Consider the following 14,301-nt stretch of genomic DNA (forward strand, 5'->3'; position numbering starts at 1 on the left):
CGGCTACGGCGGGATATGCGCACCGTCCGCGACGAATCGGGGACCCACTACGTCCTTCTGAAGCAGTCGAGTGAGTCAAGCCTGGTACGGGACCCTGCGACGGGGACCGAGAAACACGTCGCCAACGAGGCCATCGAGCCTGTCGACGGCGAGTCCCCGCTGGCCACCGCCGCGAGCGCCGTCCCCGAGGCCGTCCGGACGGCGCTGACCGCCGCCCACGACGACCGGGCGCTGGGACTGCTGGTCGAACTCGACCGTCGGGGGCCGCTCCCGGTGCATGACCTGCTTGATAGCTACGACCTCTGTGAGAGTGACCTCCACGGCCTGCTCGGGGAGTTTCGCGCCGCGGGGCTTGTAGACGAAGCGGACGTGTTCGGCCAGCGGGGCTACGACACCACCGAGACGGCCAGCGAGGCCGTCGACTCCCTCACCGACTAGTCGGCCAGCTCGGCGACCGTCTCCTCGATCCGCTCCACTCGGGAGACGTGCGAGCGGTTCGTCGTTGCGGACTTCTCGACCCGGACGAGGTCGTCGGCCGCACCGACGAGCTCCTCGTCGTGGCTGACGACCAGAATCTGGGCGACGCCGACCTCGTCGCGCATGTATCCCACGAGGTCGAGCAGCTGGGTGACGTGGCCCGAGTCCAGGAACACCGTCGGCTCGTCGAGGATGAGCGGCGGCATCGGCGCGGCCCCCTCGATACCCTCCGCCAGCAGCCGGTAGATGGCACAGCGCAGGCTGAGGTTGAACAGGGCGCGTTCGCCGCCCGAGAGCTGTTCGGGCTCCAGCGGGTCGCCGTCCTTCTGGTACACCGTCAGCTGGTACTCGCCGTCCAGTTCGATATGGGAGTACGAATCGTTCTGGTACACCAGCGAGAACGTCTCGTTCAGCATCCGTTCGAGCGTCTCGACGTTGCGCTGGCGGAGCTCCGCCCGAAGGGTGCCGTACATCTCCTGGAGCTGTTCGCTCTCCTCGTACAGCGCGTCGAGTTTCGAGACGGTATCGGCCAGTTCCTCGCGGCGGTCACGCAACTCCTCCAGCTCCTCGAGCTCGTTCGTCACGCCGCCGATAGCCGTCTGCAGGTCGTCGCGCTCCTTGCGCAGTTCCGCGAGTTTCCCGTCGGCCTTCTCGATGTACGCTTCGGCGCGCTCTCGTTCGTTTCTGGCCTCCTCGATACGGTCCTCGTCGACCTTCTCGGCGAGTTCCTGCTTGCGCTCGCGTTTCTCGGCCAGTCGCTCGCGGCGCTGCTCGTTCATCTCGGCCTGCTGGCTGCGCTTCTCGCGTAACTGCTCGATGTCGGTCGCCCGGTCGTCGATAGAGTCGAGTAGCTCCGTCACCCGCTCCAGTCGCTGAATCGACTGCTTGACAGTCTGTTGCTCCTGGTTGCACTCGCCGATGACCGAGCGGGCCTCGGCGGCCCGTTCCTCGGCCTCACTGGCGGCCTCGCGCTTCGCCTCGGCCTCGGACTCGAGTTCGTCAGCTGACTCGCGTAGCTGCTCGATACGCTCTTCATCGGCTTCCAGACCCGATTCCTTCTCCTCGATGAGCTGGACGACGTTCGTCCGGTTCGATTCCAGCGAATCGAGCCGGTCCGCGGCCTCGGCCAGCGACTCGGCCCGTTCCAGGTCGTCTTCGAGCGTCTCGACCCGCTCGCGGGCCGTCTCCAGGTCGCTCTCAAGTTCGGCGACCTGTTCGCGGTCGTCCTCGATAGATTCGACGTGGGGGGACTCGGCGACGTCCTGGCCGCACTCGGGACATTTCCTTTCCTCCAGCAGCGCCTCGGCCTCCCGGAGCGATTCGCGTTCGCTCTCGACTTTCGTCGCCAGTTCCGTCACCCGCTTTTGGGCTTCCTCTAAGTCGGTCGCGACCGAGTCACGGTGGTCCCCGGCGGCCTCGCGGTCGATATCGCTGTCCGCAAAGCGCGCTTCGAGGGTCTCGATGTCAGCATCGATGTCGTCGAGCTTCTCGCGGCGCTCGGCGACCGTCTCCCGGGCGTCTCCGAGCGCCGATTCGAGTTCCGCGGCTTCCTCTCGCTTGGCTTCGGCCCGCGAGGCGAGGTCCGCCGCCTCCGACTGGCGCGATTCTGCTTCGCTGCTGTGTTTCTGGGCCTCGACGCTCTGGGTCTTGATACGGGACTGGAGCTCCTCCGACCGCTCCTCGAGGTCGTCCAGCCGTTCCTCGACACGGTCCGGGTCGGGCTCAGCGAGGTCGGTCTCCGCAATCTTCTCGTCGAGTTCCGTCTCCAGCTCCGTCCGCTCGGTCTTCAGCCCCGAGATGCGCTCTGTGAGCGCCTCGCGCTCGCGTTCTGTCTCAGTAATCTCGCCCTCTAACTCCTCGATATCGCCGGTCAGCTCGGTGAGCTGTTCGCGGCGCTCCTCGTGCTCTTCGAGGACCGCAGTCGCCTGCTCCAGGGTCTCGGCAGCCGTCTCGCGCTGGCCTTCGATGCGTTCGATTTCGGCGGTCGTCTCCGAGAGGTCGCTCTCCAGGGCGTTCAGTCGCTCGTGGAGCCCTTTCTCCTCTTTCGCCTCTATCTGGTCGTCCAGCTGGTCGAGGCGACTCCGTTTGTCGTCACGCACGCGCTTGACCCCGACGCGGGCGTCGCTGGCCCGCTCGCGGTACTCCTCTAGCTTTCCTAACTGCAGGAGGTCGTCGAGCATATCCTGGCGGTCGCCCGCCGAGGCATTGATGAGCTTGTTCACCTCGCCCTGGCGGACGTAGGCGCAGTTCACGAACGCCTCGCTGTCCATCCGCAGCAGTTCGGTGACCCGCCGGCGGACCGCCCGCGCCCCCTCGAAGGTGCCCTCTGGCGTCTCCAGGACGCACTTGGCGGTCGTCGCGCGCTCGCCGGTGTTTCGCACGCGTCTGGTCAGGTGGTACTCCCCGCCCGCGTGGGTGAACCACAGTTCGACCGTGCAGTCGTCGGCGCCGATAGTGACCACGTCTTCTAGGTTCTCGTCGATGGCCTTCGAGCCGTACAGCGCGAAGAAACAGGCCTCGAGCAGCGAGGACTTCCCGCTCCCGTTGAGGCCGTGGATGACCGTCACGCCGGGGTCGAGGGTCAGGTCGGCGTCGTCGTAACACTTGAACGACTCCATCGCGACTCGCTGGAACCGCATCAGCGACACCTCACAGGAATTCCTCCAGCGACTGGTCCTCGCTGCCCCCGGCCGTATCCGTCTCCGGGTCGGCGGCGGCTGCATCTGTCTCCGGGTCAGCAGCGGTCGATTCCTCGTCTGTGTCGCCGCCGTCAGTCTCGGCGTTGGCGGCCGTGACCTCGGCGTCGGGCGTCGCGGTGTCGCCGTCGCCCGCGGGCGACCCGGCGCCGTCCAGCGCGTCGGGGTCGTCTTCGACCAGTTCGCGCACCCGGTCCTCGACCGTCTCGGCGACGTTCGCGTCGGCGACCTTCGAGGCCCGGACCGTCTCGTCGATGTCGCGGGCGGCCCCGCTCAGCCCGAGTTCCCGCACGCGTTCGGCGACGGCGTCGTCGGGGTCGGCGAAGCTCACGCTGGTCTCGCGCTCGTCGGCGGTCAGTTCCCGGTGGTCGGTGACGCGGGCGACGAGCGCCCCGTGGTCGAGGGCGTACTCCTCGATGCTCGCGGGGGCGATGGGCTCGCCGTCGCCGTCGATACTGACGATGACGACGGCGTCAGTGAGGTCGTACTGGCCGACCTGACTGCGGACCCGTTCGAGGCCCTCCGCGGCGTCGAGTTCCACGTCGACGAAGACGAACTCGCGGGTCTCGAGGCCGCGCCGGGTGATCTGTACGTCGTCGTCGAAGGAGACGATGTTGTAGCCGCGGTCCTCGCGCTCGCTGGCGCTCGCGCGCTCGGTCGACCCGCAGTAGGTGACCCACGCGTCTTCGACCGCCTGCTTGCCGGGCTTGTGGTTGTCACCCAGCAGCAGGGCGTCGAAGTCGACCGACGATTCGCTCAGTACCTCGCTCGCCTCCCAGTCGCCGTAGTCGAAGGGCTGGAACAGACCGTGGGTCACGAGCGCGGCGTAGTCGGCGTCGTGGGGTGCAAAGTCGTAGTCGAGGTCGTCGCGTTTCGAGCGCGGGACGAAGTCGAGGCCGTAGAAAGCCGTCTCACCCACGACGGTCGGTTCGTCGCCGAGGCGGGTTGCCAGCCCGAGCGAGGCATAGAGGTCGAGCCACTGGGCGTCCCGCTTGGCCTCGTGATTTCCCACGACGGCGAGAAACGGGATGTCGGCCGCGGCGAGCTCTTCGAGAATATCCAGTGTCCCCATGATGTCCGAGAGGGTCGGCCGGCGGTCGTGGAACAGGTCCCCGGCGTGGACCACCGCGGCCACGTCGTCGTCGATGGCGTCCCGGACGACGGCCCGAAACGCCGCGAGGAAGTCCTGCCGGCGCTCGGGCACGTGGTACTGCTGGTACCCGATGTGGGTATCGCCGGTGTGTATCACCCGTGTCATCTGTGCGGGCGTATGCCAGCCGCTCCTAAAGCCGTGTCGCCACCGCGGTGAAAGTAGTGGGTCACGCCTCGTCCGCCGCGGCCCGGAACCGCTCGAACGTCGCGAGCGCCTCGCGACCGTCGGCAGCCAGCCCGCTGACCTCGTATTCGGCCCGCTCGACCGCCCGCTCCAGCCCGCCGAGGCCGACCGACTCGACGAACGCGGCGGCCGCCTCGATGTCTCCGGTCGCGTCGACGGCCCGTTCGATGACCGCCCGGTAGTCGGTCGCCGCGCCGGCTCCACCCGAACACGCCTGCGCAGTCGCCCCTCTCTGCCCCATTCGAACGCCGTGCCCTGCTCAGGGGCGACTCCACTGCCGGTTCGCTCGTCCGGCGGCCCCTCGCCGTCTTCTGGACCGCCCTGTTCGCGTCGCTGCCGTCCGTGCTCCCCGGTCGCCGTGCCGTTGGCTGCCTCCCCGTTCGCGAGCGCTGCCAGCGCCGCCTTCACCTGTTCGCTCTCGGTCACAGGGTCGATGGTCCCGGTATCGCATATGAACGTTCGGCCGAGAGTTGAAGTACGGTGCCGGGAGCACGCCCGGCTATGACCGACGTGGAGACACTCGCAGAACGGGTCGACACGGTCGAACGGGCAGTCACGGATGGCGACCACGGCTTCCCGGCCGTCGACGACCTCGCGGAGCTGACCGAACGGGTCGAGACCCTCGAAGCCGAGGTCGCCGAGCTGAACGACCGCACCGACGAGCTCGAAGCCGCCACGCAGGCGCTCAGGGGGTACGTCGGTAACGTCCGCTCGGTCAACGAACGGGTCGAGGGACGCGCCGACGCGGCGCTCGCGGCCACCGAGCGGCTGGAACGGCGCCTCGACGCGGTCACCGAGGAGCGCCGACCGGCCGACGCTGGGGCTACCGAACCGGGGGTCGACCGCCGAGAGAAATCCCTCGACAGCGTCCCCGAAGAGCGGGGTGTCGGCGGACGGACAGAGGGCCGCTCCGGGGTCGACACCGACGGGTCAGCACGGGCCGAGAACGACGAGTCGGAGTCGTCGGAGGCCGACGGGCGGGACCCCGGCGTGCTCGAACAGATACGGTCCCTGCTGTGATACTCCGCGTCGTCCTGGCAGCGGTCCTGACCGCCGCGCTGCTTTCCCCCACACTCCCGGCGATGGCCGACGTCGGTGCGAACAGGGCCGACAGCACCATGGACCGCCAGCTTGGGAGCCTCAGCGAGGAGCTGGAGACGATGGTCGAAACTGACGACCCCACGGCGGGCCGTGGCGCCCGCCACGTCACCGAACTCCGGCTACCCGACCGGTCACTGACGAGCGCGGCCGTCACCCGCCTCCGCTTTGCCAGCCGCGAGGGGGTCGCCGTGGCCTCGTGGCAGGTCGGTGACAGCGCGACGAGTCGGACGCGCCTCGCCGGCACCCCCGTCCGCGGCGCTGGCGGCGGACCGGTGACTCTCCGCGAGCCGGGGACCCACCGGCTCGTCTTCGAACTGCGGGCCCGGGCCGGGAAGCCCGTCCTGACGGTGAAACGGCTGGGAGGTGAGCCCGATGCGTGAGTGGTTCACCGACGACGAGCCCGAGCCCGACTGTCGCTGTAGGACCGAGCGCGAGCGAGCGACGCTGACCGTCGACGCCGCGGACTGTCCCGGCGACGGGCGACTGAGTGAGTCCCCGGACTGCCGGGCGACCGTCGTTGCGGCGCTGGGCCACGGTGACGTCGATAGCGTCGTCACCACGAGCGAGGGGCTCGAACGAGCATATCTCGACGCCGACGCGGCGCTGCTGGTTGCGGCCGGGCGGTTCGCGACGCGGGTGGCGGCCACGGACGAGCGGCTGGCCGAGCGCGCTCGGCGGGACCCGCTTGCCGCCGCGACAGAAGCGACCGGCCGGGCGGGCCACATTGCCGACCTGGCGGCCGAGACCGGGTTGGCAGTCGCCGCCGAGGAGTCTCGCCCGAGCGCGCGCTTGACCCGTACGTCGGCCCAGCGGTCAGCGACGCTCGCATCGCCGCCAGTCCCCCGCCTCGGCGGAACTCAGGGACCGCCGAACCGTCGAGACCGGGGCGACCGTCCGCCGGTACGAGACGCCGTCTGGGGAACTGGACAGCTACCACGTCCGCCCGCGGGAACACGAGTTCGACGCGGCGACGACGGCGGCACTGGCCGAGGCCGTCGACCGGCTGGCGACGGCGACCGACGAGCCGGTCGCCCCCGAGGACGCCGCCGAGCGAGTCGTCGACGACGGCGGGACGGCGACCCGGCTGGCGAGCGTCCTCCGAAAACACACCGAGGGGCTCGGCATCCTCGAGGACGTCTTCGCCGACCCGCGTGTCTCGGACGTGTTCGCGACGGCCCCCGTCGCTGAGACCCGACTGCGGGTACGCGTCGACGGCGAGACCTACCGGACCAACATCCGGCTGACGGAGCGGGGCGTCCGGACGCTCGCCTCCACCTTCCGCCGAACGAGCGGCCGGGCGTTCTCCCGGGCCAGCCCGACGCTCGACGCGACGACGACCGTCGCCGACCGGCGGGTCCGGGTGGCCGGCGTCACCGAGCCGGTCAGCGACGGCGTCGGCTTCGCCTTCCGGGGCCACGACGAGGAGTCCTTTCGGCTCACCGACCTCGTCGAGAACGGCAGCGTTCCGCCGCGGGTGGCCGGCCTCCTCTCGGTCGCCGTCGAACGCGGCGCGGCGTGTCTCGTCGCCGGACCGCGCGGGGCCGGGAAGACGACGACGCTTGGGGCGCTACTGTGGGAGCTGCCACGGACCGTCCGCACGGTCGTCATCGAGGACACCCCGGAACTCCCCGTCTCGGCGCTGCAGGCGGCCGGCCGGGACGTTCAGCCGCTGCGAACCGAACGCGGTGACGGCCCGTCGGTGGACGCGACTGCCGCGCTCCGGACCGCGCTGCGGCTCGGCGACGGCGCCCTCGTTGTCGGCGAAGTCCGGGGCGAAGAGGCCGGCGTCCTCTACGAAGCGATGCGCGTCGGCGGCGGCGACAGCGCGGTGCTTGGGACCATCCACGGCACCGGCGGCGACAGTGTGCGAGAGCGACTCGTCTCGGACCTCGGCGTGCCCGAGAGCGCCTTCGCCGCGACTGACCTCGTCGTGACCCTCGACCCGCCGACCGCCGACGGCGGGCGCGGTATCGCGGCGGTCGAGGAGGTCCGCGGGCACGAGGACGGCGTCGCCTTCGAATCGCTGTTCCTGCGTGAGGGCCCCACGGCGACGGCGACCGGTCGCATCGACCGGGGCGCCAGTCACCTGGTCGAGTCGCTGTCCCACGCCGGGGAGTCCTACGCCAGCGTCCGCGAGACTATCCGTGACCGCACGGCGGCACTCGCCCCGCCGGACCTGGCGGCAGGGAGCGCCGAACCCGAACGATGAGCGAGCCAGCGACAGAGACAGCGGACGACGGTGCGGCCGAACTACTCGGGCGGCTGGTCACCGTGCCAGAGGGGTACGGGCGGGCCTGTCGGTTGCTTGGCCTGTCGACGCCGCCCGAGACGCTGCTCGCGGGGAGCTACGCGCTGGCCGTCGGCGTCTGGCTGGTCGGTGTCGCCGCCCTCGCGGTCGGCTCCGGACCCGTCGCAGTTGCCGTCGGGGCCGGGAGCGCGGTCGCCGCCGTCGGGGTCGCACTCGGCGGTCGCTACGGTGTCGGCCTGGCGGCACAGGCCCGGCGCATCCGTGCGCTGGGTGCTGCCCCGTCGCTCGTAGCGACACTCGTGCTGGGAATGACGCTGTGGCCCAGCGCCGAACGGGCGGCGGTCTTCGCCGCCAGCGCCGGCGACGGGCTCCTGGCGGAGAGTCTCGACACCTATCGGCGGCGAGCGGCTCGGACCCCGGAGCGGACTGGACGCGTTCGGCCGCGGGTGGGCCGACGAGTTCCCGGCGCTCGAGATTGCGATTACCCGTATCGAGCGGGCGGCAGGGGTGACGGCCGACGAGCGCGCCGAACTCCTCGAGGCGGCCCGCCGCAGCATCCTCCACGGGACCCGCGACGAGATGGCGTCGTTCGCCGCCGACCTTCGGGCGCCGGCGACAGCGCTGTACGCCTTCGGCGTCCTGCTCCCGCTCGCGCTGGTCGCACTGCTGCCCGCCGTCGGTGCCGCCGGGGTGCCCGTCGGCCTGCCGCTGCTGGTCGTGACCTACGGCATCGTCCTCCCGAGCGCGCTCGTCGCCGCAAGCGCGTGGCTGCTGGCACAGCGACCCGTCGCGTTCCCGCCGGCGCCGGTCCCGCGGAGCCACCCGGGCGTCTCGACCGGGCCGCTGGACGCGCTCGGCACCGGGGCGGCCGCCGCCGTCGGCGGCTGGCTCGCCGGGCGTCTCTTCCTCCCGGCGTGGGCCCCACCGATTGTAGCCCTCGGGCTGGGTGCCGGGTCGGCACTGCTCGTCTACTACCGACCGGTAAAGGAAGTGCGGGACCACGTCGGCGCGGTCGAGGACGGCCTCCCCGCCGCACTCTCTGCCATCGGGCGCCGCGTCGAACGCGGCGAGTCAGTCGAGTCGGCGTTCGACGCCGCGGTCGACGCCACGCCGGAGCCGCTCGCGGCCGTACTCGAGCGGACCGTCGAACGCCAAGTCACTCTCGGCGTCGACATCGAGACAGCCTTTCGTGGCGAGCACGGCACGCTGTCGACGCTCCCCAGTCCTCGACTCCGGCGTGCCGCTGTCCTGCTGGGTGCGGCTGCCGATATCGGCCCGCCGGCCGGCGAGACCATCGCGACCATGGGCGACCACCTGGAGGAACTGGCCGAGGTCGAACGGGGGACACGCCGGCAGCTCTCGCAGGTCACCGGCACGCTGTCGAACACCGCCGCGTTCTTCAGTCCGCTCGTCGGCGGGACGACCGTCGCCATGTCGGCCGCGATGAGCGGCGGCAGCGGCCCCATCGAGTCGGTGTCGACCGCGTCGCTCGGCCCGGTCATCGGCTGGTACTGTCTCGTGCTGGCGGTCGTACTGACGGCGCTCTCGACCGGCCTGCACCGCGGGCTCGACCGGCCACTGGTGGGCTATCGAGTCGGGATAGCGCTCTGTTCCGCGACGGCGGTGTACTGCGTGGCCGTGGTGGCGACGGGAGCCGTCGTGTGAGCGTTTATATCCGAAGCCGGGACCAGCCCGGCCCATGTTCGACACCAACGTCGACACGGTGTCCGTCTGGGTGGCCGTCGGGGCGGTGAGCGTCGCCGTCCTCGGCGTCGTCACGCAGCTGCCCACGTCGGCACCACCGGACGGCGCCGCCGCGGCGACGACGATAGACGAGGTGGCAACGGGTCCACCGGGGTCGGTCGCCACCCGCGAACTGCACGCGACCGAGTGGTCGCTTTCGGGCCGCCAGCTCGGCCTTCGCTCTGCCGGTGGTACCGTTCACGAGACGCTGTTACACCAGGTCATTCCGGCCGTAAACCCCAGTCTCACCGCTGTCCTCGAGGGTAAACGGCCCTCGAGCGTGTTCGGCTCGCCCGACGCGTTCAGGCAGGCAACGGAACGGGCACAGACCGACCGGGAACGGTGGCGAGCGGCACCGGACCGTCTCACGGCCAGACACGTCGCCTGGGGAGGGGTCGATGTCACGCTCGTCGGCTAGGGCGGCCACCGAGCCGCTGGCGGCGCTCGTCGCCGTCTTCGCCGTCACCGCCGGGCTCGCGCTGTACGCCGGCACCCTCGACGAGACACTCGCCGGGGTCGGTGGCGACCGGGACGTGGCAGGCCCCACCGCCGACGCCGTCGAACGGCGGGTGACCTCCGGCGGTGTCGTCGACCCGGAACGGGTGCCGGACGCGCTGGCAGCCGTGCCGTCGGGCTACGAGGGCAACGTCACACTGCGAGCCGAGCGACAGTGGTCCGCCGGGCCGACACCGCCGGCGACGGCCGACACCGACAACCGGACCGTCAGCGTCGCGCTCGGTCCGGCGACGGTCCGTCGGGGCCGACTCAGGGTGGCTGTCTGGCGATGAGCCGCGCGACCAGCACCGTGGTCGACGTGACCGCGTTTCTCCTGCTCGTCGGCGCCGCCGTCGCAGTCGTGGTCAACGGTGCCGCGGTCGAGCCGACGACGACCGAGAACCCGGCCGCCGAGCGGACGGAGCTGCTCACGACGAGCACGGCCAGTGTCGAGTACGCGCTGGCCGTGCCGGGCGACCCACCGCCCTGGACGACGAACGCGACTGCGGCCCGCCAGCGGACAGCCCACGGCACGCTCGCGGAGCTGCTGGCCGAGGCGACGATGAGTCGCGTCAGCTTCGAGGGCCACCGGCTCTCGCGGGCCGGGACCGGATTCGAGCGGCACGTGGCGACGACGACACGGAACCGCCTCCACGAACGGGGCCGCCGGACCGCCGTGCGGGCCCACTGGGAACCGTATCGCGGCGCGCCGCTCGAAGCCACCATGCGCGTGGGCGAGCGCCCGCCGCCCTCGGCAGACGTAGACGCGGCGACGACGACCGTCCCGAGTCCGGCGCCGGTCAGGAACGGTACGCTCCAGCGAGTCGCGAGGACCTCTGGGTACCGGGGCGTGGGGGCGGTGGTGGCCGGCGCCGTCGTCGATGGACTGTTCCCGCCACAGCGGGCCCAGCTTGCCCTCGACGGCGACTACCCCGACGGTCGACTGATGACTCGTCGCTACCGCCGGATGGGGGCGCTCACCCGCGCCGGCGAGCTCTCGGTCGAATCCACGTCGGCGGGTGAGCTGAACGAGGACCTGACGGGGGCACTGACGGAGCGGTTCGCGAGTGATATGCAGCGCCGCTTTGACTCTCCCGAGGCCGCCGCAGACGCCGTCCGAACTGGCAACGTCAGTATCACGGTCAGGACGTGGGAGCCATGAGCCGGGGCGTCTCGCTCGCGTCGGACCGGCGGGGCCGCGTGCCCTTCGCCGTGGTCGGTATCGTCCTGGTGGTGGCCAGTCTCGCGCTCGCGCCGACGCTGTCGACCGAGCCGGCCCCCGAGGAGACCGCAGTCGAGCGCTCGCTGTCCCAGGTGAGCGCTGCCAGCGCGACCGCCGTCCGCGACGGCGTCGCAACGGCCAGTCATCGGGCCGCCGCCTCCCCGGTCGTCGAACCGGCCGAGACACCCGTCGGCCGGGCACTGAGCGACGACCACCCGTTCCGCGACAGCCTTCGGTTGCGGGTGTATCTGCAGGTGCGTGCGAACCTGGAACGGCTCTCGGCGCGCAGTGACGGGGTGACGGCGACGGCATCGCTGCCAGCGGTGGATTCGACGGGCGAGTACGAACGGGCTATCGAGCGCGTACACGTCGAGCGCGCCGGCGAGAACGACACCGCCGTCCGGGCCACCGTCGAGAACGTCACGCTGACCGCCCGGCGTGACGGCGAGGTCCTCACCCGGCGGACCGTCGACCGGACCGTCGTCGTCCCGACGCCAGTGTTACACGCCCACGACCAGGTCGACACCTACGAGACCAGAGTGACGAACGGACTGACGAAACCGGGGCTGAGCCAGCGCATGACCGCCCGACTGTATCCCATCGCGTGGGCGCGTGGGTACGCGCAGTTCGGCGGCGCGCCGATCGAGAACGTCATCGCGAACAGACACGTGAGCCTGGCGACCAACGGCGCCCTGCTCGGCGTGCAGCGGTCGGTGTTCGGCCGGAGTGACCCCGAGGGGCGACAGGCGCTGAAAGAGGCGACGGCCGCCGTCGGCATCACCGATATCGTCGCCGGCTCCAACAGCCAGCTCGCTAAGGACATCCACAGCCAGACCAGCTACCGGCCGGCAAGCCAGAACATCACCACCGGTGGCGGGGCCGCCACGGGGCCCGACGACCCACTCCGTCTCGGCGTCAACGGGACCGCCGACGCCGCCTACCGGGAGATCGGGCTCCCGGACGCGCTCAACGCAACCGCCAGGGACGCCTACACCGTTGAGGCGACGGTCGTAACCGAGCGTGAGCACCGCTGGGGCGGCCGGCCCGACCGGCCCGAGTCGCCGGGACCCAACTGGACCGTCGCCAGAGATACCACCTCATCGACTGCGACCGTTGTCGGAACGGGCAAGAGCGAGATCGACATCCCGGACGGCTGGCACGCGTTCGACCGATGGGGACGGACCATCGATGTCACGCACACGCGCAAGGTAACGTGGGTAAAGGGAAACAGCAACAAGGTAACCAGAAACGAACGCACCGAGCGAGTCCGCGTGAGTCTCGCCCTCGTCGGCACACATCGGAACGACTCCCTCGCGCCGGTCCGTGGCATCGAGACGGCCCACGACGCGGGTGGGAGTCCGCTCGGGGGCGAGAATCTCGCCGACGTGGAACACATGGCCGAAGACGAGCTACTGAACCGGAACCGAAAGCGCACCGCGAAGGACGTCGCGCTGGCGGAGTTCGACCAGAAGACGGTGCGTATAACCGGGGAACGACCGGACTCGATACACACCTATATAGCCCGGGACCTGCGCGGGCTTCGCGAGCGCGTGCGTGATATCACTGTGACAACCGACCGGGGTACAGTTGGTTCCTTCCAGACGAACCCGGCCCAGCGGCTCCAGCGAAAGCTACAGCAGCGACGGGCACAGCTGATCGACGCGCCGGACACCTACGACAGTGCCGCCCAGCGGGCCCGTGTCGCGGCCCGGGTCGCGTTCCTCGACGCCGTCGAGCAGCGGCTGAGCGGGGATGCGGGGAACCACTCCGAGGTCGAATCCGACATCACCGACCAGCTTGAGGCGGTTCCGGGCGGGTCGATGACCGAACTCAGACGGGCCCTGACCGCCCGTGAGACGCGCGTGCCGCGGACGCGACCGACGCCGACCGGTCCGGCAGGGCCGGTCCGGACGCAGGTCGAAGCCCAGCCGCAGTACCTGACGCTGGCGTCGGTGAGCGAGTCGCGGGTTCCGGCCGTAAACGGTACCGAAAACCCGCTCGTCGCCCGGAACGTCAACGTGTTCTCTATTCCCTACGGTAACGCCGCGACCGAAGTGCTAGAGGCCGGCACCGGAAGCCGAAACCGGGTCGGCCTCGCGACGGCGGCGAAGACGCTGGCGGCCGCCGATGACACCGAGGCCAGTTCGAACGCGACCGTCCGCGAGCAGCGACAGCTACTCCGGACCGAGGTCGCCCGGGCCAACGACGCCGTCGTCGCCGCGCTCGTCGAACGGGTACAGACTGCGACAGACGCCGACCGGCGCGAAAGCGAGCGTATCGTCGAGGACGCGATGGGTCGGTGGGAGACGACGGCGGCGCGCGGGCTGGCGCTGGCAAACGAGTCCGCGGCCACCCGTGTCGCCGAAGTCGCCGGCAGCCGTCGGGGACTCTCCTCGCTGAAACGGGATTGGCTCCGGCTCAGACTCCTGCGGACGACGACGACGGCGCTGTCGACCGCCAGGGCGCGACCGCAGAAGGGGGTGGTGAACCGAACCGCCAACATCGTCCGCGACCGGGCGCGAAGCCGGGCCCAGAGCGTACTCGCGAACCGCACCCGAGAGGAGGTCGAACGGGTCGCGAAAAAGAAGCTGGGAGCGCAGGTGTTGCCCGCCGGCTTGCCACTCGCGCCGCCGTACCTCCCGTGGTATCTGACGGTGAACATCTGGTGGGTGACAGTCGAGGGAACGTACGCTCGCTTCAGCGTGACGGCCGACCACGGCCCGCCCGGGACGCCCGGCGCGACGGTGCGATACGTCCGCGAGGACCGAGCGGTCCACCTCGACGTCGACGGTGACGGCAGCAGTGAGCAGCTGGGGCACAATACGCGCATCTCCTTTCGCGCCGACACCGGTGTCGTCGTCGCGGTGCCGCCGAAGCCACGCGGGGTCGGCGACAAGGACGGCAACGCCGTGGAGACGTCATCTGGGTGGCCCGAGCCGGGATAGCGCCCCTCGGGATTGGCCCGGACCGCTCGAATGCGGGC

At 70.7% G+C, this 14,301-nt stretch carries 11 protein-coding genes and 1 pseudogene; 9 read left to right on the forward strand and 3 right to left on the reverse strand.

The features are described from left to right. Positions 1 to 15 precede the first annotated feature (15 nt). Positions 16 to 438 carry a DUF7346 family protein gene (locus P1K32_RS04210; RefSeq protein WP_276251464.1) on the forward strand — a complete coding sequence of 141 codons (423 nt, stop codon included), beginning with the start codon at positions 16 to 18 and terminating at the stop codon, positions 436 to 438. Here P1K32_RS04210 and rad50 read toward each other — a convergent pair. The 3 genes from rad50 to P1K32_RS04225 all read right to left on the reverse strand — a co-directional run bounded on the left by rad50 (position 435) and on the right by P1K32_RS04225 (position 4,750). After that, entirely contained in the window at positions 435 to 3,116 is a 2,682-nt protein-coding gene (rad50, locus tag P1K32_RS04215) for a DNA double-strand break repair ATPase Rad50 (RefSeq protein ID WP_276251465.1), read from the reverse strand. The genes P1K32_RS04210 and rad50 overlap by 4 nt on opposite strands. 10 nt (positions 3,117 to 3,126) lie before the next feature. After that, positions 3,127 to 4,431, reverse strand: a complete 1,305-nt coding sequence (mre11, locus tag P1K32_RS04220; RefSeq protein WP_276251466.1) for a DNA double-strand break repair protein Mre11 — start codon at positions 4,429 to 4,431, stop codon at positions 3,127 to 3,129. 61 nt (positions 4,432 to 4,492) lie between these two features. Then, complete coding sequence (locus P1K32_RS04225) at positions 4,493 to 4,750, reverse strand: DUF7966 family protein (RefSeq protein WP_276251467.1); 258 nt, start codon at positions 4,748 to 4,750, stop codon at positions 4,493 to 4,495. A gap of 260 nt (positions 4,751 to 5,010) precedes the next feature. On the opposite strand from P1K32_RS04225, the gene P1K32_RS04230 reads away from it, so the two are divergent. The 8 genes and pseudogenes from P1K32_RS04230 (at position 5,011) to P1K32_RS04265 (ending at position 14,263) form a co-directional block, all read left to right on the forward strand. Further along, complete coding sequence (locus P1K32_RS04230; RefSeq protein ID WP_276251468.1) at positions 5,011 to 5,529, forward strand: DUF7310 family coiled-coil domain-containing protein; 519 nt, start codon at positions 5,011 to 5,013, stop codon at positions 5,527 to 5,529. Then, on the forward strand, positions 5,526 to 5,990 hold the full coding sequence (locus P1K32_RS04235) for a DUF7311 family protein (protein WP_276251469.1): 465 nt from the start codon (positions 5,526 to 5,528) through the stop codon (positions 5,988 to 5,990). Before P1K32_RS04230 ends, P1K32_RS04235 begins: the two co-directional genes overlap by 4 nt. Next, positions 5,983 to 7,819 (forward strand): annotated as a pseudogene (locus P1K32_RS04240) (ATPase, T2SS/T4P/T4SS family). The gene P1K32_RS04235 and the pseudogene P1K32_RS04240 overlap by 8 nt, the downstream one beginning before the upstream one ends. A gap of 546 nt (positions 7,820 to 8,365) precedes the next feature. Beyond that, complete coding sequence (locus P1K32_RS04245; RefSeq protein WP_276251470.1) at positions 8,366 to 9,523, forward strand: type II secretion system F family protein; 1,158 nt, start codon at positions 8,366 to 8,368, stop codon at positions 9,521 to 9,523. Positions 9,524 to 9,557: 34 nt separating this feature from the next. Continuing rightward, positions 9,558 to 10,019, forward strand: a complete 462-nt coding sequence (locus P1K32_RS04250; protein ID WP_276251471.1) for a DUF7283 family protein — start codon at positions 9,558 to 9,560, stop codon at positions 10,017 to 10,019. Further along, complete coding sequence (locus tag P1K32_RS04255; RefSeq protein ID WP_276251472.1) at positions 10,000 to 10,389, forward strand: DUF7285 family protein; 390 nt, start codon at positions 10,000 to 10,002, stop codon at positions 10,387 to 10,389. Before P1K32_RS04250 ends, P1K32_RS04255 begins: the two co-directional genes overlap by 20 nt. After that, positions 10,386 to 11,258: a DUF7284 family protein gene (locus P1K32_RS04260; protein WP_276251473.1), complete on the forward strand. Its 873-nt coding sequence runs from the start codon at positions 10,386 to 10,388 to the stop codon at positions 11,256 to 11,258. Before P1K32_RS04255 ends, P1K32_RS04260 begins: the two co-directional genes overlap by 4 nt. Next, entirely contained in the window at positions 11,255 to 14,263 is a 3,009-nt protein-coding gene (locus P1K32_RS04265; RefSeq protein WP_276251474.1) for a DUF7286 family protein, read from the forward strand. The genes P1K32_RS04260 and P1K32_RS04265 overlap by 4 nt, the downstream gene beginning before the upstream one ends. The last annotated feature ends 38 nt before the right edge of the window (positions 14,264 to 14,301 follow it).

The sequence above is a fragment of the Haloarcula rara genome (genome assembly GCF_029338235.1).
GTDB classification, from domain to species: Archaea; Halobacteriota; Halobacteria; order Halobacteriales; family Haloarculaceae; genus Haloarcula; species Haloarcula rara.